The sequence below is a fragment of the Kitasatospora sp. NPDC004531 genome (assembly GCF_053602195.1).
In genome coordinates, this window is sequence record NZ_JBSGDD010000078.1 from 1 (window position 1) to 21,711 (window position 21,711).

Consider the following 21,711-nt stretch of genomic DNA (forward strand, 5'->3'; position numbering starts at 1 on the left):
GGCGTGCGGGGCAGGGCCGGGCCGCCCTGCCCGGGGGTCGAGTCGAGGACCGATTTCGCCGGATGCCCCGCCTGGTCGCTTTAGGACATGGCATAAACGGACCAGCAGGAAATTGTTCGAGCACCTAGTGGCGGAGCCGAAGATGGGAGTATGTATCTGGTTCACGCACGACTGCGCGCGCCGGCCGGTCGAGAGACTCCTCCCGGGCTGGCGGAATTAATCCGTGCCCATGCGCTGGCCCAGGACGCGCTGGAGCACGTCAGCGTCCACCGCACGGCGTCCGACCAGGTCACGGTGGGGGTGTTCAGCCTGTCGGCGACGCTGCTGGAGGCGGAGGCGCGGGCGGCCGCGCTGGTGCGGCGGGCCGTCGAGGGTGAGCCCGCGCTGGGCGGCTTCGCCGTGCTGTCGGTGGGCGCGGCGCTGGTTCCGGGCCCCTGGTGGGGCTTCGAGTAGCGGGGGACCGTGGACGGCTTAGGACAGTGCATGTTCCGTCCAGCCGGGACCTGTTCCCTCCGGGCCGCCGGGGCGGCACAGTAGTGGTGTCGGCGGGAGCAGCCGCCGGCCGAAACTCCGGGAAATGAATCCCGGAGAACTCACCACACTTTTTCGGGAGAATTCCGTGCTGGTCACCCGCGTCTCCAAGCTGGTTGCTTTCTCGGTCGCCGCAATTGCCGCCGCGGTCATTTCGGCGGCGTCGGTGGAATACTCCGGAAATGTCGCCGGCGACGTCACCTGGGGCGGGGCGCCCGGCAACCCGGTGCTGACCGCCTCGGGCAGCCTGCACACCGTCCTCGGCCCGAACGACGACGTCACCTGGGGCCGGACCCCCGGCCTGCCCGGCCTGGCCGCGGTCACCGAGAACGGCCCGAACGGGGACGTCACCTGGGGCGGCTGAGCCCCCGCAGGACACCGACGAGCAGATCCGACCGATCGAACTCACGGGGGTGAGCACGATGGAATACCTGGTCCTGGGCGCGCTGGAGACGCGTCAGGGCGGCGTCCTGGTGGACGTCCGGGGCATGCGGCAGCAGAGACTCCTGGCGCTGCTGCTCCTGAACGCCGGGCGGGTGGTACCGATGGACTTCCTGGTGGACGAGCTGTGGGAGGACCCGCCGCCGTCGGCCAGACCGCAGGTGCACAACGCGATCCGCGACCTGAGACGGGTGCTGGCCGCCGGCGAGCACCGGCTGGTGACGGTGGACGTCGGGTACCGGCTGGCGGTGCCCGAGGACGCGGTGGACGCGCACCGCTTCACCCGCCAGGTGCGGGAGGCCCGTGCCGCCGAACGGGACGGGCGGTTCCCGGAGGCCATCCGCCTGCTGCAGGCCGCGGTGGACCTGTGGCGCGGCGAGGCCTTCGCGGGCATCCACTGCCCGGCGGTGACCAGCGCCGCCGTCAAGCTGAACGAACAGCGGCTGACCGCGCTGGAGGACCTGATGGCGCTGCGCCTGAAGGTCGGTGAGACCTCCTCGCTGGTCGGCGAGTTGACGGCGCTGCTGGCCGAGTACCCGCTGCGCGACTCGCTGCGGCGGAGCCTGATGACGGCGCTGTGCCGCAGCGGCCGGCAGGCGCACGCGCTGGCGGTGTACGACGAGGGCCGGCGGTTCCTGGCGGACGAGCTCGGCCTGGAGCCGAGCCCCCAACTGCGGGCGCTGCAGGCGGAGATCCTCGCCGACGCGCCCGGCGTGCACGACACGCCGGAACCGGTGGAGGCCCGCCCGGCGGCCGCGGAGCACCCCGCGCCCGGGCAGCGGCCCAACTGCCTGCCGCACGACCTGGCCGACTTCACCGGCCGCACCGCCGAACTGGCGCTGCTCCAGGAGGCGGTGGCCGGGCGGACGGCGGGCGCCCCGCTGATGCTGTCGATCGACGGCATGGGCGGCGTCGGCAAGACCACCCTGGCGGTGCGGCTGGCGCACCGGGTGACCGCCGACTTCCCCGACGGGCAGTTCTTCGCCGCGCTCGACGGCTTCGACGAGTCCCGGCCGCCGGTCCCGCCCGCGCAGGCCCTGGCCGCGCTGCTGCACGCCGACGGCCTGCCGCCGGAGCGCATCCCGGCCTCGCTGGAGGAGCGCTCCGCGCTGTGGCGCTCCCGGCTGGCCGGCCGGCGCTGCCTGCTGGTGCTGGACGACGCCGCGGCCAGCGCCCAGGTGCGCCCGCTGCTGCCCGGCGCCGGCGAGACCCTGGTGCTGGTGACCAGCCGGCGCAAGCTGAGCGCGCTGGACGGCTCGGTGGCGCTGCCGCTGGACGTGCTGCCGCCCGGCGACGCGGTCCAGCTGCTCGCCCGGGTGGCCGGCGAGCACCGGGTGGCCCGCGAGCCCGTCCGGGCGGCCGAGGCGGCGGCGCTGTGCGGCTACCTGCCGCTGGCGGTGCGGATCGCCGCGACCCGGCTGCGGGACCGTCCGGCGTGGTCGGTGGGCGACCTGGTGGAGCGGCTGGCCGACCCGGAGCGCCGGGCCCGCTGCCTGCGCACCGGCGACCGCGACCTGATGGCGCTGCTCCGCGCGTCCTACCAGTACCTGGACCGGGCGCAGCAGCGGTTCAGCTGCCTGATGAGCCGCCAGCCGGCCGGTTCGTTCGACGTGGACCGGGCGGCGGCGGTGACCGGGCTGAGCGCGGACGAGGTGGAGTGCTGCCTCGACGCGCTGTTCGAGAACAACCTGATCCGGCAGGAGGGGGCGGCCCTGTTCTCGTTCCACAGCCTGCTCCGGGACTGCTCGCGGCTGCTCCCGGAGCCGCCGGACGGCACCGGTGTGACGGTCGGTCAACTCGCCGTCACCGCCGGCGTCTGAGCGGCGGGAGGGTCGTTCCGCCGGCCGTGTCCGGGGCGCCGTTGTCCGGTCATCTTCGTGGAACGCGCGGGCCAGTATGTGGTTGCCGTGTGTCAGTAAGCTCGGGAAATCATGTAGACCTGCTTACTGGCGCTGATCGAAACGGGGACCGATCCATGCTGGACGTTCTGGGGCTCGATGCGGAGGCCGAGTCCATATACCGCCGGATGCTGGCCGATCCACAGGCCGGTGTCGCGGCCTTGGCCAGAGCCTTGGGCCTGACCGAGGACAGAGTCCGCACCGGGCTCGACCGGCTCAGCGAACTGGCCCTGATCCAGCCGTCCGCCCGCGAGGGCATCGGGTTCCGGGCGGTCGGCCCGGAGACGGCGATGGAGGTGCTGCTGGCCCGTCAGCAGGCCGAACTGGCCGCCCAGCAGCTGCGGGTGGAGGCGTCGAGGGCCGCGGCGGCCCAACTGATCGCGGAGTGCTCGGCGTTCCGGCCGACCGCCACCGACGCGTCGTCCGAGCAGCTGAACGGCCCGGAGATGATTCGCGAGCGGCTGGCCGAACTGGCCGGCTCGGTGCGCCAGGAGGTGGCGACCTTCGCCCCCGGCGGCGCCCACACCGAGGAGGACCTGCGGGCCAGCCGACAGCCGAACGCGGCACTGCTGGAGCGCGGCGTGCAGATGCGCACCGTCTACCTGGACAGCGTCCGCAACCACCGGCCGACGCTGGACCACGTGACCTGGCTGAACCTGCAGGGCGGCCAGGTCCGCACGGTGCCCGAACTCCCCATCCGCATGATCATCTTCGACCGGCAGCAGGCGGTCCTGCCGATCGACACCGACGACGCCCGGGCCGGGGCGGTGGTGCTGCGCGGCGCCGGCACGGTGGCCGCGCTGTGCGCGCTGTTCGAGGGCGTGTGGGCGGGCGCGATCCCGGTCGGGGACGCGCCCAGGTGCTGCGACGAGAACGAGATGCCCCCGCACGAGCTGGCGGTGCTGAAGATGCTCGCCCAGGGCCACACCGACGAGGCCATCGCCAAGCGGATGGGCGTCTCGCCGCGCACCGCCCGCCGGTTCGCCGCCAACCTGATGGACCGCCTGGACGCCCGCAGCCGCTTCGAGGCCGGGGTGCACGCCGTCCAGGACGGCTGGCTCCCCGCCACGCGCTGACCGCGGGCGTCGTACCGGCTGCTCGTCACGCTGCTCGGCGCTTCTTCTCCCAGCGGTCCGCGAGGAGGAGCGCCAGCGCGGGCAGCAGCGTCACGCCGTACACCCCGAGCAGCCAGCCGAAGGAGTGCGCGAACGCGGCCGGCACCATGCCGTGGTGGCTGCGGGCGGAGTCGGTGAGCACCACCGTGACCACCGCGATGGCCAGCGCGCCGCCGATCCGCTGGGTCAGGTTGAGCTGCGCGGAGGCGTCCGGGATGGACTCCTGTCGGATCGACTGGAACGCCCGGGTCATCGTCGGCACGATCGTCAGGCCGGTGCCCAGGCCGCGGACCACCAGGCTCACGCAGATCAGCGGGTAGGAAGTGGTGGCGGTCAGGCCGGTCATCGGGACGGTGGCGACCATCGTCAGGCCGATGCCGATCAGCACCGTCGCACCGCCGCCGATCTTCCGCAGCAGCACCCGGGACAGCCAGGCCGCGGTCACCACGCCCAGGCCGCCGGTGGACATCAACAGGCCGGTGGTCACCGCGGACTCGCCGCGGGCGTCCTCGAAGTACAGCGGGATCAGCATCATCGGCGAGTACAGGACGAAGCCCAGGCAGAAGATGTTCAGCACGGCCGTCGCGTACACCGGGATGCGGAACAGCCGCAGGTCGAGCAGCGGGAACCGCGCCGTCAGCTCGCGCCACACGAAGACCACCGCGCCGAGCACCGCCAGGCCGATCGGCACCAGCAGCGCGACGGTGGCCCTCGCGCCCTGCTCGGCGTACTCGTGGATGGCCAGCACCAGCGAGACGGTGGCGGTCGCCGAGGAGACCAGGCCCAGCAGGTCCAGCGGCTTGGCGCTGCCGGCCGGCGGGGCGTCCTTGCGGACCCAGCGCACGGCGGCGAACAGCAGGACGGCGCAGAACGGGATGTTCACCACGTACACCGCCGACCAGCCGCCCCACGCCACCAGCAGGCCGCCGATGGTCGGGCCGAGCAGCGGGCTGATCAGCATCACCGAACCGTTCAGGCCCTGCACCTTGCCCAGGTGCTCGCGCGGCACGCCCCGGGTCAGCAGGATCGTCGAGGCCGGGGTCAGGATGCCGGCGGCCGCGCCGGACAGGCCGCGGAACGCGATCAGCTGGTCCAGCGACTGGGCGGCGGCGCAGCCCAGCGAACCCAGCGCGAACAGCGCCGTCGCCGCGGCGAACACCCGCTTGGTGCCGAAGCGGGTGGCCAGCCAGCCGGTCGCGGGCATCGTCGCCGCGAGCGCCAGCAGGTAGGCCGTCACCACCCACTGCACCTGGTTGATGCCGCCGAAGCGGGCGGTGGTCTCCTGCATGGAGACGTTGACGATGGTGGTGTCCAGCAGCGCGATGAAGCCGCCGGCGATGGCGACCACCATCGTGATCAGCGCGGCCTTGGACGGGGCCTCGCCGCCGCTCTGGGCGGGGGGCGCGTCGCTGGGCTGGTCCGGGGCGACGGCCGGGTCGGGCTGCGGGGGCGCGACGGCGGTGACGGTCTCCTCGGGGGCGGGGGCCTGCGGGGACGGGGCGGCGGGCTTCTTCGACGGGGCGGTGGGCTTCGCGGTGGGCGGCGTCGCGGCGGCGGGCTTGCGGGCCGGGCCCGGCGCGCGGCGGGACTTGTCCTTGGCCGCGTTCACCGTGCTGCGGGCGGACTGCTTGGTGGGCATCTTCGCGGGTCCTTCATCAGCGGGGAGGAGGGGTGGCCGAGTCAGTCGGCGGCGAGCAGGGCGCGTTCGACCTCGTCCAGGACGGCCTCGGCGGCCGGGCGGGCGTCGGGCCGGTTGCGGCAGGAGAGGGTGAGTTCGGTGCGGCCGTCGAGCCGGCAGGTGCTGAGGAACATCTCGGCGTACGGGACGAGCATCGGCAGCGTGTAGTACTCGGTGGGACGGAACTGCGGGGTGCGGTACAGCTCGGTGTCGATCCGGCCGTGGTCGGTGAGGATCGCGGTGCACGGGAAGCGGGTGCCGTCCAGCTCCTGGGCCTCCCGCAGCGAGTTCGCGAACGGGTTGTTGCGCAGGAAGTCCCGCTCCAGGGCGGCGACTTCGCGCTTGCGGAGCATGGCCGCCAGCAGCTGGCTGTGCAGCCGGTTCCAGCGGTCCTCGCGGTGCAGGTCGAGGACCAGCTGGGAGGTCAGGTTGGCGGTGGAGCGCACCTCGCGGTCGTGGCGGCGCAGATCCACCGGAATGATCAGGCGGCCGGCGTCGGCCGCCAGCAGCCGGGAGACCGCCGCGCCGATCCGGGCGGTGACGGCGGACGGCGTCGCGGCGATCGAACGGCGCAGCCAGAGCGCCGTCCCGTCGGCCGGGCCCTGCCCGAGAATCGCGGGCCCGCCTTCGACCCGGGCCGGGACGGGGGCGGCCGGGACGGGCGCGGCGGCGGTGCGGAAGTGGGTGTCGTCGACGGTGGCGGCCGCGCCGACGGTGTCCTCGCCGCGCAGCGCCCGGAACAGGTCCTCGATCCAGTACCGCAGACCCCGGCCGTCCGTGACGATGTGGCTGGCCCGCACCACCAGGCGGGTCACCGGCCCATTGGCGAGGCCGAGTTCGCAGACCGGCCCGGCGACCACGTCCAGGTCGCGGTGGAAGAACGGATGCTCGAAGCCGGCCTCGGCGGGCAGCTCGGTGATCGGCGGCAGGCTGTCCTCGGCACGCCAGTTGGCGCCCCGGCGACGAACCGCGAGACCCGGGTTGGCGGCGGTGGACTGCCGTACGGCGTCGGCGAGTTGCTCCGGCTCGATGCGGCCCTCGCCCTCGATCACCATCTGGATCAGCTGCGGAGTGCCGGTGGCGTTGGCGTTCAGGTAGCCGCGCTCGATCTGCGAGATCCGCCGGGCGTAGACACGGGCCGGGGCGGTGGGGGCGGTGGCGGTGGCGGTCGGGGTCATGCGGCGAGCTCCAGGGTCGGGGCGGCGAAGCCCGTTGACGGGTCGCGGAATTCGGGCACTGCGATGCGAAAGTCCTGGGCCGGACGGGCGGCACCAGGGGTGCGCTGCGCGCGGCCGAGGGCGGATCGCGGGGTCGGGGTCGCGTTCGTCGCCGGGGCGGGTCCGGGCCACGCCGGGTGGGCGGCGGCGGTCGGGGTCATGCGGCGAGCTCCAGGGTCGGGGCGGCGAAGCCCGTTGACGGGTCGCGGAATTCGGGCACTGCGATGCGAAAGTCCTGGGCCGGACGGGCGGCACCAGGGGTGCGCTGCGCGCGGCCGAGGGCGGATCGCGGGGTCGGGGTCGCGTTCGTCGCCGGGGCGGGTCCGGGCCACGCCGGGTGGGCGGCGGCGGTCGGGGTCATGCGGCGAGCTCCAGGGTCGGGGCGGCGAAGCCCGTTGACGGGTCGCGGAATTCGGGCGCTGCGGCGCGAGTGTCCTGGGCCGGACGGGCGGCGCCGGGGGTGCGCTGAGCGCGGCCGAGGGCGGGTTGCGGGGTCAAAGCGGGTCCGGGCCGCGCTGCGGTGTCGAAGTCCGGGTGCGGGGAGCCGAGTTCGCGCGTCGGCTCGGTGTCGGAGGTGGCCGTGGGCCCGGGCCACGCCGGGTGGGCGGGGGTGGCGGTCGGGGTCATGCGGCGGACTCCAGGCTGAGGGCTTCGGTGCGGACGGCGGGGGCGGACGGCTGCGACTGCCACCACCAGCGGACGGCGGCCGGGGCGTAGGTGGCCAGGGCCAGGTGGAGGCCCCGGCCGAGGTCGGCGGAGCGGATCAGGTGGCCGGTGTTGGTGGGGCGCCAGCCCGGGCGCCAGTCGGGGAGGCGGACCCCCGCGAAAGTCTCCTTGCGTAGGTGGGAGGCCTTGATCAGGGCCTCGCACTCGGCGAAGTCCCGCATGGTGGCGGGTTCGCCGGCCGGGCGGCCGAGCAGCGCGCCCAGCCACTGCATCGCGTACGGGCGGTCGCGGTGGTCCTGGAGGTCCACGCCGACGGTCTGGCCGGAGACCAGCGCCACCGTGGAGTACGCGTCGCAGTGCGCGACCGAGGCGGTCAGTCCGAGCGCCGGGACGCTCCACCGCCGGTGCTCGTCCCGGGCCAGCTCACGGGGGCTCAGCCGCACCCCGTACAGGCTCGCCACCGCCTCGGTGATCAGCCACCGGCCGGCGTCGTTCAGCCGGTGGCCCATCCGGTCGCGCGGCAGGTGCGGGTGCCGGGTGACGAGGCAGTCGATGGCTGCCTCCTCGTCCGAACTTCCTTGCAGTGCCGTGCTGTTGAGCGGGCCTCGGGCGGCGGGCGACGCAAGGTCCGGCTGCCCGGGGGCGGCCGTACGGACCTCCACGGTCGCCCGCCGGCCCGTCGCCGCCGGGGTGGGCGCCGGGCCGCCGCCCGACACCCGGCCGGAGGAGGTCGCCCCGCCGGGCACCGCCTCCGGAGTCAGGGACGGCACGACCGCCGTCGCCTCCCCGCCGACCAGGTCGGTCTCGGGACGCTGCTCCTCCAGCCAGTCCCCGGCAGCCTGCGGCGCAGCACGCTCCGGGCCGAACCCACCGGCAAGCTCGACCATGTGGGCCTCCGTCAGCGGCGATCCGCTGCCCCGCCGGACGCCCGCTGCCGCGAGGACCGACCCAGCCTGGCGGGATCGGAGCAGCGCCTCCGTCGGAGCTCCGCCGCCCGACCGGCCTCCGGCGGCCTGCGACGCAGTGCGCACCGAGCCGAACCCGCAGGCCCCACCGGGCAACGGGAGACCGGCCATGTGAGCCTCCGCCAGTGGCGATCCGCTGCCGTGCCGGGCGCCCGCCGCCGCGAGGACCGACCCGGACTGGCGGGACCAGGGCAACGACTCCGCCGGAGCTCCGCCGGCCGGCCAGTGCCCAGCAACCTCCGGGCCGGGCCCGCACAAGGGTTGAGCCTCCGTCAGCGGGGACCCGCCCTCGTGCCGGGCGCCCGCCGCTCCGAGCACCGACCCGGACCGGCGCGGCCGGGGCACGGGCTGGGCGGCCGTCAGCGGGGATCCGCTGTCGTGCCGGGTGCCCGCTGCGGCGAGGAGTGGGCCCAGGTGGCGGGACCAGGGCAGGGTGTCCGTCGGGGTTCCGCCGTCCAGCCAGGCGCCCGCTGCCCGCAGGGCGTTTCGTGCGGTGCCCATCACAGCCTCGCGTCGAACACCGCGGCAGCGTAGGAGCCGCCGTAGGCGAAGCTGGAGAGGAGCAGGCGGCCGGCGGGGGCGTCGCCGGCGAGGGCGGCGACCAGGCCGAGGGCGCCGGCGGAGCCGTAGGTCTCGCCGAGGAGCGCCTTGGGGGTGACGGCGGGGCGGTCGGCGAGGCCGGCCAGGGCGAGGGCGCGGGACTGGGCGACGTCCACCAGGCGGTAGCCGGACGCGGCGGAGACGACCGTGTCGATCTGTTCGGGCGTGGAGTCGGCCTCGGCGAGGGCGGCGCGCAGGGCGCGGGCCCAGGCTTCGCCGTCGCGGCCGATCCGTCCGATGCCGGCCGGTTCGCCGGAGGCCCCGAAGCCGCGCACGTCCGCCAGGACGCTCGCGCCGCGGGCGGCGGCGGAGGCCTCGGACTCCAGCAGGATCGCGGCCGCGCCCTCGGAGAGGACGGTGCCGGTGCCGCCGCCGGGGACGACGTGCGCGGTCTTGGCGTATCCGGGCAGCCGGGCCTGGGTGGCCAGGGCCTGCTCGGGGAACTCGTCGGCGACCACGACCATGATCCGGTCGGCCATGCCGCGGGCGATGACCCGGGCGGCCAGTTGCAGCGCGAGGACGGAGGAGGTGCCGCCGTTGGCGATGGTGGCGGTGTAGCCGCGGTAGCGGTGCAGCATGCCGACGTGTCCGGCGGCGGCGTTGACGACGGTGTTGGCGAAGGTCGCCGGGTTGGCGCCGGTGATGCCCTTTTCGAGGACGCCGCGGTGGAAGTCCAGCACCGAGGTGACGGGGCCGTAGCCGGTGGCGAAGACGATGCCGGTGCCTTCGGCCTCGGCGCGGGACGGCTTGCCATGGCGCTCGTACAGGTCGCCGACGGCGCCGGCGGCGAGCACGCCGAGCGGGTCCATCCGGCGGGCCTTGCTGGGGTTGAGGCGCTTGGCGACGGCCTTGACGTCGATCCGGCCGATCGGCCGCTCGCCGAGGCCGGCGACCTGCTCCAGGGTGTCGAAGCCGACCCGGCCCTCGGCGAGGGCGGCGGTCAGTTCGGCGGTGGAGCCGGCCGAGCCGGCCAGGCCGGCCACGCCGGTGACCACCACGTGGTGCACGGGCTGCGTGTGCCGGGCCGAACGGGCGGGCCGGCCGGGCTTGTTGAGCACGACGGTGGCGTTGTTGCCGCCGAACGCGAAGGAGTTGGAGGCGACCACCTCAAGGGGGGCGGGCCGTCCGGCGTTCGGGACGATGTCCAGTCCGAACGGGGAGTCGACGCCCCGGGTGCTGAGGGTCGGCGGGATGACGCCCCGGTCGATCGCCATGGTGGAGACGATCGCCTCGACCGCGCCGGCCGCGCCCAGGGTGTGGCCGAGCATCGACTTGGTGGAGCTGGCGGGCGGCACCTCGGCGCCGAACAGCAGCTTCACGGCCTTGGGCTCGGACACGTCGTTGGCGGGGGTGCCGGTGCCGTGCAGGTTGACGTAGTCGACGTCCTCGGGGGCCAGGCCGGCGGTCCGCAGGGCCTGGGCCATCGCGGCGGCCGCGCCCTTGCCGCTCGGGTCGGGGGCGGTCTGGTGGTAGCCGTCGCAGGAGAGACCGTAGCCGCCGAGTTCGGCGAGCGCGGTGGCGCCGCGTTCGGTGGCCCGCTCGGCGGACTCCAGCACCATGAAGCCGGCGCCTTCGCCGAGGGTGAGCCCGGTGGAGGCGGACATCGGCGCGCACGGCTCGGGGTCGAGCGCGCCGAGGGCGGAGAAGCCGTACGCGGAGAGCTGGGCCAGCGGGTCGACGCCGCCGCAGATGACGTAGTCGACCTCGCCCTTCCACAGCAGTTCGGCCGCGTAGCCGAGGGCGACGGCGCTGGCCGCGCAGGCGTTGGAGAGGACCACGCGGGGGCCGCGCAGGTCGAACTCGGCGGCGATGTAGTCGCCCACGCACGGGAGTTGGGAGCCGGCGGCCTGGACGGCGTCGAGCACGCCGTCCTTCTCCAGGCCGCGGTGCACGGTCTCCAGGGTGGGCATCGCGCCGAGGCTGGAGCCGACCACGACGGCGACCCGGTCGCGGTCCACGGTGTCCAGGTCGAGGCCGGAGTTGCGCAGTGCCTCGCGGATCGCGGTGGCCGCCAGGGCGTAGCAGCGGTCCAGGTCGTCGGGCTGCTCGGCGGTGACCATGCCGGCCCAGTCGGTGAGCAGCTGGGTGGTGTCGAAGAGGGTGTTGGTGCGGATGCCGGTGACGCCCTGGGAGATGGACGCCCAGCTCTTCTCGACGTCGTCGCCGGCGCCGGTGATCAGGCCCAGGCCGGTGAGGGCGATGCGTTCGGTGGTCTTGGTCATCAGTGGATCCGGGTGGTCAGCGAGGCGGCGATGACGCGGGGCTGGGTGACGGTGCGCACCGGGGTGTCGGTGCCGTCCTGGTCGGCGGCGGCGAGCTCCAGGCCGGGCACCCAGAACGGGGCGTCCAGCAGGGCGACGAGCAGTTCCTCGTCGGCGTTGGCGGACGGGGCCTGCCAGACGACGGTGCCGATCCGCTGTCCGCCGGCGGTGACGGGGGTGCCGGCGGTGAAGGCGGCGCCGGCGGGGGCGGCCAGGGCGGTGATCTTGGCGTTCTCGGCGGTGGGCTTGACCAGTTCCTCGGAGCCGAGGAACTCGCCGATCCGGTTCCAGTCGACCATCCAGGCCAGGTCGGCCTCGTGCACCGGCAGTCCGGCGAAGCCCGCGGCGTAGACGGCCATGCCGGCCTCGGCCTGGACGCGGGCCAGGCCCTCGGGGCCGACCTCGGCGCCGCCCTCGGCGAGCACCGCCTCGACGGCGGCCGTGTGGCCGGCCTCGGGGGCGTTGCTGAGCAGCAGGTAGCCGTACTCGCCGGTGGTGCCGACCCGGGCGAGGTGGGCGAGCGCCGCGGGCTCGCCGGGGACGGTGGACTCGGTGACGCCGTGCAGGGTCAGGCCGGAGATGTCGAACTCGACGAACGCGGCGGCCGCGGCCCAGGCCTTCGGGCCCTCGAACGCGGTGGCGCCCCAGCCCTCGGGGGCGACCTCGACGGTGACGTCGGACGGGGCGTCCAGCGCCGCCAGGTAGCCGGTCAGCTCCTCGGCGGAGACGGGGGTGCGGGGCAGCAGCCAGGAGTCGTCGCCGATCTCGAAGTGCAGCAGGATCGCGAACGGCGTGCCGTCCTGGTTCAGCGCCAGCGCCTCGCGGACGGTGTCCGGCTCGACGTACTCGCTGGACTTGGCGAGGAACAGGTCGAGGAACTCGTAGCGGTCGCCGCCGGAGATCCGGACCAGCGGGGCGGTGATCGGGTAGACGCCGATGGCGGTGCGGACGGTGGTGTAGTCGTCCTGCGCGGTGCGCACGGCAACGGTGGTGGTCATGGCTCGGGTGGTCCTTTCGAGGGTGCTTACGGGGTGTCAGATCGCGGGTGCGGGGTGGACGGACAGCTGCCAGGCGGCCTCGGTGGCGGCCGTCGCGCAGCCGATCAGCAGTCCGGAGGAGGTGGTGCGCAGGACGATCTCGGGCGAGCCGGTGCCGTCGGCGGCGGGCGCCAGGTGCAGCCACTGGCCGCTGGTGAGGCGGATCGCGGCGGTGGACGCCCAGATCTGCCGGAAGGCGGTGGAGTCGAGCTCGTGGCGCTTCCCGGCAGAGTGCAGCACCACGGCGGTGCCGGCCGGGGTGTCCGGGGTGAGCCAGAGCACCGTCTCCTCGTCCGCGCCGGGGGCGTAAACGTCGATCCGGACCGGCTCGGCGGCCTGTTCGGGGGCGGTGACCTCCCAGCTGATCCGCTCCTGCGGGGCGGCCAGGCCGAGCGGGTGCTTCTGCTCCCACTCGCGGACGGTCGGGACGCCCCAGCCGAGGCCGGTGGCGAGGCTGTGCCGGTGGTGCTCCAGGGTGACCCAGGCGCCTGCGCTCCAGCGCGGGTTGCAGCCGAAGGCGCGGGTGCGGGGGGCGGGGCTGCGCAGCACCTTCTTGCCGTTCTCGGTCCAGGAGGTGATCCCGCCGGCGTTCGCCTTGACGGTCAACTTCCGTTCGCCGTCGGCGGGTTCGGGGTCTGCGCGGACAACGGTGGGGCGGTCCTGGCCGGTGCTGGCGCGGAGTTCGGTGCGCAGCCGGGCGGTGCCGTCGGCGTCGGGCTCCAGGTGGCGTTCGACCAGGGTGGTGTGGATCAGCCGGACCGGCCGGCCGGCCGGGAGGGTGATCCGGGTGGCGCCGTCGGTCCAGGCGAGGGCGGTGTCGGCGGTGGCGGTCTGCGCGGCGGCGACCACCTCGGAGGTGTCGCGGACGCCGATGCCGGTGCCGATCGGGTGGTGGACGGTGGTGTCGGGGCCGGTCAGGGTGAAGTCGCCCTGGCGCAGTCCGACGGTCTGGAAGATCCGGCCGGGCCGGGTGGTGTACGTGAACTCCTGCTCCAGCACGCCCTGGTGGAGCGTGAGGGTGCCGGTGACCCGGTTGCCGCCGGACCTCTCGCTGACCTGGACGCCGTGCTCGACGGGGTGGATCTCCAGCTCGCGGGCCTGGCCTTCGCGCCAGCCGGCCGAGCGGTCGGCCTCGGCGCTGGGCCAGGTGGAGACGAACACCGGTCCGTGGTGGCCCTCGGCGTGCACGGTGAGGGTGCCTTCGGCGGCGTCCAGTTCGGCGGTGAGGCCGCTGTCGCCGAAGCGGTGCGGTTCGGCCGGCGTCTGGATCCGGATCTCGTACGGCGGTTCGGCGATCTTCAGCGGCCGGCCGGCGCCGTCGGGGGTGGTGAGCGCCGCGTCCAGCATCAGGCCGCGGTCCACGTCGATGGTGGCGTCGAGCTTGAACTCGCCGAGGGCCAGAGCGTAGGCGACGGTGCGGATTCCGTCCACCACCCGTACGTCGGACCGGAGTTCGTCGTCGCGGCCGCCGGCGACGTTGCCGAAGCTGCTGAGCTGGCCGAGCGCGGCCAGCGCCTCCGGGTCGAGGTCGTGGAAGACGCTGCGCAGGATCAGCGGGATGTAGTTGTGCAGCTCGACGTTGCCGTCCTCGCCGGGGACGGTCTCGCCGACCGACACGCAGCCGACCCGCCGGTAGAGCTTGAAGGCGACGGTGTTGGCCGGGTTGACGGTCAGTCGGAGAACCAGGCAGCCGCAGCGCATCATCCACTCGACGGCCTCGGTGAACAGCCGTCCGGTGATGACGCCGTTGCGGTACGCGGGGGCGACGAAGAACATGTCGGCGATCAGCTCGCCGGCCCGGGCGGAGCGGCGTCCGGTGCTGTGGAACAGCCCGAAGGTGCCCACCACCCGGCCGTCGTCGACGGCGATCAGGAACGTCGCGGTGTCGCGTTCGGCGAGTTCGCGTTCCAGTTCGTCGCCGGTGATTCCGCCCGCCACCGGGTTGGGGTTGTCGCGGTGACGGTTGTACAGCTCGGCGATGTCATGCGCGTCGCCCTCCTGGTACGGGCGGATCGTGATGGACATTCCACACCTCCTTGTCTGCTCTGGTCCGAGGGGCGACCGGGGGTCAGCCCTTGCGTTCGGTGGTGACGATCAGCGAGCCGGCGGCGGCGAGTTCGGTGCCGACGGTGGCGCGGACGGAGACGGAGCGCAGGCCGCCGAGCTTCTGGCCGAGCTTGGCCTCCAGGGTGAGCTGGTCGCCGGGGACGACCAGCCGGGAGAACTTCATCGAGCTGATCGAGCCGAGGTAGCCGACGCTCGACGACGGGTCGCCCTCGGCCGGAGCGGGAGCCTCCAGCAGCTCGGCGACGTAGACCACGGCGACCAGCTGGGCCATCGCCTCGACGATCATCACGCCGGGCATGATCGAGTGGTCGGGGTAGTGGCCGGCGAAGAACGGCTCGTTGACCGAGACGCTCTTGACGCCGCGGCCGGAGACGCCGGGGACCACGTCGTAGGCGCGGTCGATCATCAGCATCGGCCAGCGGTGCGGCAGCATCCGCTTGATGTCGTCGGAGGAGTAGGAGAAGGTCTTGGGCTTCTCCTTGACGGCGCCCCGGGCGGGCGCGACGGCGGTGGCCACGGTCAGACCTCGCGGGCTTCGATGAAGTCGACCAGGGCGTTGATGGAGCCGAAGGCCTCGAAGTCGTCGTCGCTGATCAGCACGTCGTACTCGTTGTTGATCATGACGACGATCTCCAGGGTGTCCAGCGAGTCCATCTCCAGGCCGCGGCCGAACAGCGGCTGGTTGTCGGAGACGACCTCGGCCTCGGCGTCCAGGCCCAGGCGGTCGATGATCATCGACTTGATCTTGAGGTTCTTCTCCAGGCGCTGCTCGGCCTGGGTCCGGACGTCCTCGAAGGTGGCGGTGGACATGATGTGCCTTTCGGATATGGGATTGATGGAACGTCAGTTCGATTGGGGGGTCAGCTGTAGAGCATCCCGCCGTCGACGGTGAGCACCTTGGCGGTGATGTACGAGGCCGCCGGGCTGGCCAGGAAGACCGCCGCCTGCGCGACCTCCTCCGGGGTGCCCATCCGGCCCAGCGGGATCGCCGCCGCGGCCTCCTTCAGCTGGGCGCGGGGCACCTTCTTCACCATGTCGGTGTCGATGAAGCCCGGCGCCACCACGTTGACCCGGATGTTCTTCGGGGCGCCCTCGTAGGCCAGGGTCTTCGCCATCGCGATCACCCCGCCCTTGGAGGCGGCGTAGTTGGCCTGGCCGACCCGGCCGGCGATGCCCGAGGTGGAGGCGATGAAGACGATCGACCCGCCGGTCGCGTACATCTGCTTGGTGGCCTCGCGGGCGGTCAGGAACGCGCCGGTCAGGTTGGTGGAGATCACCTCCTGCCACTTGGCGGCGCTCATCGCCGCGAAGTGGCCGTCGGCGGTGATGCCCGAGTTGAGGACCGCGACGTCCACGCCGCCCCAGGCGGTGCGGATCTCCTTGTACATCGCGGCGACCTGCGCCTCGTCCGAGACGTCGGCCCGCACCAGCAGCGCCTTGCGGCCGAGGCCCTCGATCTTCTCCGCCAGCTGCTCGGCCTTGCCGGCGCTGGAGCGGTAGTTGAGCGCGACGTCGCAGCCGTGCTCGGCCAGGTGCAGCGCGATCGCCGCGCCGATGCCCCGGGAGGCCCCGGTGACGACGGCCCTGGTGCCCTCGGTGAACAGCTGCTGACTCATGCCGTGCTCCCGGCGAGGTTGGAGGTGACCTTGTGGCTGCCCGGGTCGAAGCCGTCGACCTCAGTGCCCAGAGCGTGCTTCTCGGCGTGGTTCAGCACCGCCTCGGCGACCGCGAGGTCCAGCACGCCCAGGCCGAACGGGGAGAACACCACGGTGCGGGCGGGCGGCAGTTCGGCGGTGCCGTCGAGCAGCGCGCCGATCTCGGCGGTGACGAAGCGGCGGTGGCCGGCCTGCTGCTCGGCCTTGTGCAGCGAGGTCTGCTCGCGGATCGCGTGGTCGGCGTCGTCGACCACGTTGACCGCGCCCAGCACCGAGGCCACCGACAGGTCGCGCAGCGACAGGTGCAGGATCACCTGCCCGTCGGGGCGGTTCGGGTGGTCGGACAGGTCCAGCCAGTACGAGGAGTCGGTGGTGGCGATCGACACGGTGTCGGCGGCCAGCGCCTGGCCGAGCGTCACGGCCTTGAACGCGATGCCCGGGTACTCGGCGGCGAGCTCCGCGGCGAACACCTTGGCCCGCTCCGGGAAGGCGTCCTGGAGCAGCACGGTCTCCAGGCCGTCGTGCACCTGGGTGAGGAAGTGCACCACCTGGTTGTTGATGGTGCCGCAGCCCACCAGGCCGACCGTGCGGACCTCGCGTCCGGCGTTCAGCAGCCCGGAGGCGAGCGCCGCGCCGGCCGCGGTGCGGACCGCGGAGATCTGGCTGCCCTCCATCAGGGCGAGCGGGTAGCCGGACTCCAGGTCGTTCAGGATGCACAGGCAACTGGCGCGCTGCATACCCCGGTTGGTGTTCTCCGGGAAGGACGAGATCCACTTCAGGCCCATCACCGGGGCCGGTCCGCCGAGGTAGGCGGGCAGTGCGATGATCCGCGAGTCGGAGCGGTGCAGCGGGCGCAGGAAGGTGGAGAACGGGAGGTCGGACTTGCCCTGGCTGTGCAGCACGTAGGCGTTGCGCACCAGGTCGACGACGGTGGAGTCGAGGTCCGCGAGCGCGGCGCGGACGTCCTCCCGGCCGAGGATTCTCATGCCTGGCTCCTTTCTTGGTCGGTCTGCGGCAGGTACTGCCGGAGGTAGGACTCCACCCACTGGTCGTCGTAGATGGTGTCGAGGTAGCGGTCGCCGCCGTCCGGGAGCACGGCGACGCAGGTGGCGCCCGGCTCGATCCAGTCGGCGGCCTGCTGGAGGGCGGCGATCACCGCGCCGGACGAGCCGCCGGCCAGCACCGACTCCTCGGCCAGCAGGCTGCGGCAGCCGCGGATGCACTCCGAGTCGGTCACCTTGACCACCCGGTCGGCGAGGCCGGGGCGCAGCAGGGCGGGGACGACCGCCGCGCCGTGGCCGGGGATGGTCCGCCGGTGCGAGGCCTCCCAGGGCTCCGGCGGGCCGAAGATCACGCTGCCGACGGCGTCCACGGCGACCACCCGGGTGGGCAGCTGCTGGTCGTGGATGAACTCGGCGCAGCCGCGCAGGGTGCCGGTGGTGCCGGCCGCCAGGAACAGGTAGTCGGGGGCGGCGGGGAGGGCCTCCACGATCTCCCGCATGGTGGCGCGGTGGGCCCGCGCGTTGTCCTCGTTGGCGTACTGGTTGGGCCACCAGGCGTCGGGGACGGTGGCCAGCAGGTGCTTGACCCGGGCGATCCGGGCGGGCAGGAACTCGCCGGTGGCGGGGTCGCGGTGCTCGACCACTTCCACCCGGGCGCCGTAGGCCCGCATGATGGCGAGGTTCTGCGGGGTGGTGCGCGGGTCGACCACGATGATCAGGCCGAGCCGGTAGAAGTTGCAGAGCTGGGCGAGGGCGATGCCCAGGTTCCCGGAGGAGGACTCCACCACGGTGGACACGCCGGGCACGATCCGGCCGGTGGCGATGGCCTGTTCGACCATCGACTTGGCGGCCCGGTCCTTGATGGAGCCGCCGGGGTTGAACCGCTCGCACTTGGCGTAGACCTGGAAGCGGGCGGGCGGGAAGAGTCGGTCCAGCGCCACCAGCGGCGTGCCGCCGATGGTGGCGACGATGTCGGGGTCCGACGGACGGTGCGGGCGGGTCCGCACCTCGGCGCCGTCGGGGACGAGCACGGTCATTGCGGCACCTTTCGGCTGATCTGGAGCCGGAGCTCACTGACGTAGCGCTCGCCGTCGGCGTCGGGCAGCCAGGACTCCTCGGGGGCCGGCAGCGGCTCGCTGACGGTGACCTTGGCGTCGGGGTCCGACTGCACCGCCCGGCGGACGAGGTTGGCGAAGGAGAGCACCAGCGTCGGGCTGGTGAAGTCGACCAGGGAGGGCTTCGTCTCCTCGGGGAACTTGACGAAGGCCCGGTCGGGCAGCGCGTTGTCGGTGACCCAGCGGCGCACCGCCAGGTAGTCGCGCATCCGGTCGGCCTTGGGCGCGAGGGCCACGCCGGTGGCGGGCAGCCGCCAGGTCTCGCGGAACAGCACCAGGTCGTCGAGGGTGACCCGGGGGGCGTGCGGGCGGTCCAGGCCGATCTTGAACGCGTCGCAGGCGATGATCGAGATCAGCACCGCGAGCAGTTCGGAGAGGGTCCGGGTGCGGCCGTCGGAGGTGGTCGCGGTGAGCGTGCCGTCGGTCTCGGTGAGGGTGATGGCGACGGCGGGCTCGATCCGCTCCCGCTGGTCGAACGGGGCGCGGGTGAAGCCGATCAGGCGGTCGCCCGCGCCGATCGGGGCGGGCACCATGCGGCCGCTGTTGCGCTTCCAGCCGACCGGCAGCAGCGGCACCAGCCGTTCGCCGCCGATCGCCCGGTTGACCTTGTCGCGCAGCGAGCCGGCGTCGGCCGTCCAGTCCAGGAACGGCAGGTCGAGGGTGGCCAGGCAGGCGTGCAACTCGCCGAGCACGACCAGGTGGTGGCCGTTGTTGACGGCGTCCGCCGAGCGGGCGACGATCTGCAGGTCGGGGCTGTGCACGGCGAGGTGCGGGGAGCGCACCGGGCCGGTGGCGAACACCTCCCGGGTCTTCGCGGCGATCTGCTCGACGCCCAGGTCGATCCGGGTGGCGCCCTCGGGAACCTCGCCGATGACCTCGCGCCACTTCAGCGCCAGCTCCCGGACGGCCTGCTGGACGGGGTGGTTGTGCTCGCCCCAGAACAGCGCCAGGGTCTGCGGCCAGACGTCGGCGAGGGTGACGGCGGCGCCGGGGCGCTGCCGGGCGGCGGCCCTGCGGACCAGCTCGACGACCTCGGCCTCGACCAGTTCGGCCAGCCGGTTGCCGAACCAGTCGGCGGCGTCGGCGACCAGGGCGAGCGGGCGGGCGATGCCGTCCAGGAAGTCCCGGCCGAGCTCCATCCGGCAGTCCCGCAGGGTGTCCTGGTAGACCAGGGTGCGGCCGGCGTAGGCCTTGCCCTCCTCGCGGGAGGCGGCCTGGCCGGTGGTCGCCACGAAGTACGCGTCCAGCGCGTCGAGTGCCTCGACCAGCTGCTCGGCGGTCCCGGCCCGGTCGATCTCCCGCTTGTGGCGGGCGAGTTCGGCGAGCACCGCGTCGTAGCGGACGAACAGTTCGGGGTCGCCGATGGCGGAGACGCGGCGGCGCAGCACCTCCTCGGCGCGGACGTCGACGGGGATGTTGGCGTCCCAGCCGAGCACCCGCTGCCGCAGCAGCCGGTTCAGCGCCTTGTCGACCGCGCTGCGGGCGCCGGCGGCGTCCCAGCCGTGGTCGGCGATCAGCAGGTCGGTGATCCGCTCGGCGCTGCGGTCGCCGTCGGCGAGCCGCAGCACCTGCGCCTCCTCGGGGCGCAGCCGGAGGGTCTTGCGGTTGGAGAGCACCAGCTGCTCGCCGTCGAGGTGGACGTCGGGGCGCAGCATCGGCGGGAACCACCAGCGGGCGCCGGGCTGTTCGGCCATCCAGTCGGCGATCGCGGCGACCGTCCAGCGCTCCAGGGAGGTGCGGGCGGCGGCGACCAGGGCGGGGCCGTGGTCGATGCCGACGGCTTCCTGGGTGCGGCCGACGCCGATCCAGGCGCCGGGGCCGAAGAAGCCGATGGTCTCGGCCTTGGCGCAGTAGCGCAGCCAGTACATGGCGAGGGTGCGTTCGCGCTGGCGGCGCTTGGTCTCCTTGCCGCCGGGGGCGGCGAGCGAGTCGAGGATGCGGAAGACGGTGCGGTTCTGCCAGGCGATGGCGAGGCGGAGCTTGGGGTCGGTGGCGAGGGCGGCGAGGCGGGCGGCCTCGGCGTCCACGTCGGCGCGGTAGGCGGTGTCGAACTCCTCGGCGGTGGCGTCGCCGGCGGCGAGCCGGGCGGCGGCGGCCGGGGCGGCGGCGCCGCCGATCAGGTCGAGGCCGGAGACCGGGAAGCCGGCGTTGCGGAGCAGTCCGACGCCCCAGACCTGCCAGTCGGTGCCGGCCAGCGGGTGGAGCGGGGCGAAGTCCGCCCAGTCCACGGCGCGGGCGGCCTCGACGGCGGGGGCGGTCATCCCGACACCTCCGCCAACTCGCGGGCGGCGGCGGGGGTTTCGGTCAGTGCGGCGGCGAGCCGGGCGATGCCTTCGGTGATCTTCTTGCGGGGCACGTTGCTGAAGCAGAGCCGGATGCCGTCGTTGTGCTCGCCGTCGATGGAGAAGTGTCCGCCGGGGACGAAGGAGATGCCGTGGGCGGCGGCGGCCTGCGCGTAGCGGGTGGCGTCGGCGCCGTCGCGGTGGCGCAGCCAGAGGTAGAAGCCGCCGTCGGGGCGCTGCCAGGTCCATGGGCTGTCGGCGCCGAGTTCGGCGTCCAGCGCGTCGGCCATCAGGGTGCAGCGTTCGCGGTAGCTGTCCCGGTAGCGGTCGATCAGTTCGGTCCAGCCGCTGCGGGAGTAGTAGGCGGCCAGGGCGCCCTGGGCGAGGGCGGACGGCGAGAGCGAGATGATCTCGGCGACCCGGGCGAGGTCGTAGCGCAGGTGCTCGGGGGCGGCGATCCAGCCGGAGCGCAGGCCGGGGGCGAAGATCTTGGAGAAGGTGCCGAGGTAGACCACCTGCTGCGGGTCGAGGGCCTGGAACAGGGTGGTGGTGGTGCCGTCGAAGCCGAGCAGGCCGTAGGGGTTGTCCTCGATCAGCAGCAGGTCGAGTTCGCGGCAGGCGGCGAGGATCGCGGCGCGGCGCGGGACGGAGAGGGTGGCGCCGGTCGGGTTCTGGAAGGTCGGGTTGACGTACAGCAGCCGCACGGTGCGGCCGTCCGCCCGCAACTCCCGGACGGTGGCGCGCAGTTGCTGCGGGCAGAGGCCTTCGGCGTCCTCCGCCGCGGCGTGCAGTCCGAGGCCGGCGGTGCGGAACGCGGCGGTGGCGCCGGGGTAGGCGGGGGTCTGCACCAGGATGGTGTCGCCGGGGGTGCCGAGGGCGAGGGCGACGGCGGTGAGGCCCATCTGGGAGCCGCTGGTGGGGATCAGGTTGTCGGCGCTCGCGTGGCCGTCCTCGCGGGCCATCAGGTCGGCGACGGCGGGCACGAGGGCCTTGGCGACGTGCGGGGTGGTGTACTGCAGGGCGAGCTTGCCGCCGAGGCGGACGAGTCGGGCGAGCTGCTGGGAGATGTCGCCCAGCGGCAGGACGTCCAGGTCGGGCAGTCCGCCCGCCAGGGAGATGACGTCCCCGCCCTTCTCGAACAGCCGGGGCATCTCTGCCGCGGGTCTGGTGTCGGTCCACATG

The 21,711-nt window shown here is 73.7% G+C and carries 18 protein-coding genes; 4 read left to right on the forward strand and 14 right to left on the reverse strand.

What is annotated here, in order from left to right; translation table 11 throughout:
- The first annotated feature begins 150 nt into the window (after window positions 1–150).
- The 4 genes from ACWEMJ_RS25925 to ACWEMJ_RS25940 all read left to right on the forward strand — a co-directional run bounded on the left by ACWEMJ_RS25925 (window position 151) and on the right by ACWEMJ_RS25940 (window position 3,946).
- Window positions 151–453, forward strand: coding sequence for a hypothetical protein (locus ACWEMJ_RS25925; protein ID WP_452139528.1), 303 nt, complete (start codon window positions 151–153; stop codon window positions 451–453).
- Window positions 454–619: 166 nt separating this feature from the next.
- On the forward strand, window positions 620–895 hold the full coding sequence (locus ACWEMJ_RS25930) for a hypothetical protein (protein ID WP_452139529.1): 276 nt from the start codon (window positions 620–622) through the stop codon (window positions 893–895).
- A gap of 58 nt (window positions 896–953) precedes the next feature.
- The gene (locus ACWEMJ_RS25935; protein ID WP_452139560.1) at window positions 954–2,792 is read left to right on the forward strand and encodes a BTAD domain-containing putative transcriptional regulator; all 1,839 of its coding nucleotides are present in this window, start codon (window positions 954–956) and stop codon (window positions 2,790–2,792) included.
- Window positions 2,793–2,947: 155 nt separating this feature from the next.
- On the forward strand, window positions 2,948–3,946 hold the full coding sequence (locus ACWEMJ_RS25940; RefSeq protein ID WP_452139530.1) for a LuxR C-terminal-related transcriptional regulator: 999 nt from the start codon (window positions 2,948–2,950) through the stop codon (window positions 3,944–3,946).
- Window positions 3,947–3,971: 25 nt separating this feature from the next.
- Here the strand turns inward: ACWEMJ_RS25940 and ACWEMJ_RS25945 are convergent, their stop codons facing one another.
- From ACWEMJ_RS25945 to ACWEMJ_RS26010, 14 genes are all read right to left on the reverse strand, one after another.
- The gene (locus ACWEMJ_RS25945; protein ID WP_452139531.1) at window positions 3,972–5,624 is read right to left on the reverse strand and encodes a DHA2 family efflux MFS transporter permease subunit; all 1,653 of its coding nucleotides are present in this window, start codon (window positions 5,622–5,624) and stop codon (window positions 3,972–3,974) included.
- 41 nt (window positions 5,625–5,665) lie between these two features.
- The gene (locus ACWEMJ_RS25950; RefSeq protein WP_452139532.1) at window positions 5,666–6,841 is read right to left on the reverse strand and encodes a hypothetical protein; all 1,176 of its coding nucleotides are present in this window, start codon (window positions 6,839–6,841) and stop codon (window positions 5,666–5,668) included.
- A gap of 396 nt (window positions 6,842–7,237) precedes the next feature.
- Complete coding sequence (locus tag ACWEMJ_RS25955) at window positions 7,238–7,507, reverse strand: hypothetical protein (protein WP_452139533.1); 270 nt, start codon at window positions 7,505–7,507, stop codon at window positions 7,238–7,240.
- A complete protein-coding gene (locus ACWEMJ_RS25960; protein WP_452139534.1) occupies window positions 7,504–8,433 on the reverse strand; it encodes a hypothetical protein in 930 nt (309 codons plus the stop codon). Before ACWEMJ_RS25960 ends, ACWEMJ_RS25955 begins: the two co-directional genes overlap by 4 nt.
- A 578-nt stretch (window positions 8,434–9,011) precedes the next feature.
- Window positions 9,012–11,333: a beta-ketoacyl synthase N-terminal-like domain-containing protein gene (locus tag ACWEMJ_RS25965; protein ID WP_452139535.1), complete on the reverse strand. Its 2,322-nt coding sequence runs from the start codon at window positions 11,331–11,333 to the stop codon at window positions 9,012–9,014.
- Window positions 11,333–12,370: an aminomethyl transferase family protein gene (locus ACWEMJ_RS25970; protein WP_452139536.1), complete on the reverse strand. Its 1,038-nt coding sequence runs from the start codon at window positions 12,368–12,370 to the stop codon at window positions 11,333–11,335. Before ACWEMJ_RS25970 ends, ACWEMJ_RS25965 begins: the two co-directional genes overlap by 1 nt.
- A gap of 36 nt (window positions 12,371–12,406) precedes the next feature.
- Window positions 12,407–14,434: an N-acetyltransferase family protein gene (locus ACWEMJ_RS25975; RefSeq protein WP_452139537.1), complete on the reverse strand. Its 2,028-nt coding sequence runs from the start codon at window positions 14,432–14,434 to the stop codon at window positions 12,407–12,409.
- 43 nt (window positions 14,435–14,477) lie between these two features.
- Window positions 14,478–14,993 (reverse strand): 3-hydroxyacyl-ACP dehydratase FabZ, encoded by a 516-nt coding sequence (fabZ, locus tag ACWEMJ_RS25980; RefSeq protein ID WP_452139538.1) that lies wholly within the window; start codon window positions 14,991–14,993, stop codon window positions 14,478–14,480.
- Between the two features lie 2 nt (window positions 14,994–14,995).
- Entirely contained in the window at window positions 14,996–15,286 is a 291-nt protein-coding gene (locus ACWEMJ_RS25985; RefSeq protein ID WP_035864774.1) for an acyl carrier protein, read from the reverse strand.
- A 50-nt stretch (window positions 15,287–15,336) separates the two neighbouring features.
- Window positions 15,337–16,092: a 3-oxoacyl-ACP reductase FabG gene (gene fabG, locus ACWEMJ_RS25990; protein WP_452139539.1), complete on the reverse strand. Its 756-nt coding sequence runs from the start codon at window positions 16,090–16,092 to the stop codon at window positions 15,337–15,339.
- On the reverse strand, window positions 16,089–17,117 hold the full coding sequence (sbnB, locus tag ACWEMJ_RS25995; protein ID WP_452139540.1) for a 2,3-diaminopropionate biosynthesis protein SbnB: 1,029 nt from the start codon (window positions 17,115–17,117) through the stop codon (window positions 16,089–16,091). The genes fabG and sbnB overlap by 4 nt, the downstream gene beginning before the upstream one ends.
- The gene (sbnA, locus tag ACWEMJ_RS26000; protein WP_452139541.1) at window positions 17,114–18,169 is read right to left on the reverse strand and encodes a 2,3-diaminopropionate biosynthesis protein SbnA; all 1,056 of its coding nucleotides are present in this window, start codon (window positions 18,167–18,169) and stop codon (window positions 17,114–17,116) included. The genes sbnB and sbnA overlap by 4 nt, the downstream gene beginning before the upstream one ends.
- Window positions 18,166–20,508, reverse strand: a complete 2,343-nt coding sequence (locus ACWEMJ_RS26005) for a lantibiotic dehydratase (RefSeq protein ID WP_452139542.1) — start codon at window positions 20,506–20,508, stop codon at window positions 18,166–18,168. Before ACWEMJ_RS26005 ends, sbnA begins: the two co-directional genes overlap by 4 nt.
- Entirely contained in the window at window positions 20,505–21,710 is a 1,206-nt protein-coding gene (locus ACWEMJ_RS26010) for an aminotransferase-like domain-containing protein (RefSeq protein ID WP_452139543.1), read from the reverse strand. The genes ACWEMJ_RS26005 and ACWEMJ_RS26010 overlap by 4 nt, the downstream gene beginning before the upstream one ends.
- Window position 21,711 lies beyond the last annotated feature (1 nt).

Coding starts and splice junctions, on each gene's coding strand:
- ACWEMJ_RS25925 (WP_452139528.1), top strand. CDS start 151: ATGTATCTGGTTCACGCACGACTGCGCGCGCCGGCCGGTCGAGAGACT.
- ACWEMJ_RS25935 (WP_452139560.1), top strand. CDS start 954: ATGGAATACCTGGTCCTGGGCGCGCTGGAGACGCGTCAGGGCGGCGTC.
- ACWEMJ_RS25940 (WP_452139530.1), top strand. CDS start 2,948: ATGCTGGACGTTCTGGGGCTCGATGCGGAGGCCGAGTCCATATACCGC.
- ACWEMJ_RS25945 (WP_452139531.1), bottom strand. CDS start 5,624: ATGCCCACCAAGCAGTCCGCCCGCAGCACGGTGAACGCGGCCAAGGAC.
- ACWEMJ_RS25950 (WP_452139532.1), bottom strand. CDS start 6,841: ATGACCCCGACCGCCACCGCCACCGCCCCCACCGCCCCGGCCCGTGTC.
- ACWEMJ_RS25955 (WP_452139533.1), bottom strand. CDS start 7,507: ATGACCCCGACCGCCACCCCCGCCCACCCGGCGTGGCCCGGGCCCACG.
- ACWEMJ_RS25960 (WP_452139534.1), bottom strand. CDS start 8,433: ATGGTCGAGCTTGCCGGTGGGTTCGGCCCGGAGCGTGCTGCGCCGCAG.
- ACWEMJ_RS25965 (WP_452139535.1), bottom strand. CDS start 11,333: ATGACCAAGACCACCGAACGCATCGCCCTCACCGGCCTGGGCCTGATC.
- ACWEMJ_RS25970 (WP_452139536.1), bottom strand. CDS start 12,370: ATGACCACCACCGTTGCCGTGCGCACCGCGCAGGACGACTACACCACC.
- ACWEMJ_RS25975 (WP_452139537.1), bottom strand. CDS start 14,434: ATGTCCATCACGATCCGCCCGTACCAGGAGGGCGACGCGCATGACATC.
- ACWEMJ_RS25985 (WP_035864774.1), bottom strand. CDS start 15,286: ATGTCCACCGCCACCTTCGAGGACGTCCGGACCCAGGCCGAGCAGCGC.
- fabG (WP_452139539.1), bottom strand. CDS start 16,092: ATGAGTCAGCAGCTGTTCACCGAGGGCACCAGGGCCGTCGTCACCGGG.
- sbnB (WP_452139540.1), bottom strand. CDS start 17,117: ATGAGAATCCTCGGCCGGGAGGACGTCCGCGCCGCGCTCGCGGACCTC.
- sbnA (WP_452139541.1), bottom strand. CDS start 18,169: ATGACCGTGCTCGTCCCCGACGGCGCCGAGGTGCGGACCCGCCCGCAC.
- ACWEMJ_RS26005 (WP_452139542.1), bottom strand. CDS start 20,508: ATGACCGCCCCCGCCGTCGAGGCCGCCCGCGCCGTGGACTGGGCGGAC.
- ACWEMJ_RS26010 (WP_452139543.1), bottom strand. CDS start 21,710: ATGTGGACCGACACCAGACCCGCGGCAGAGATGCCCCGGCTGTTCGAG.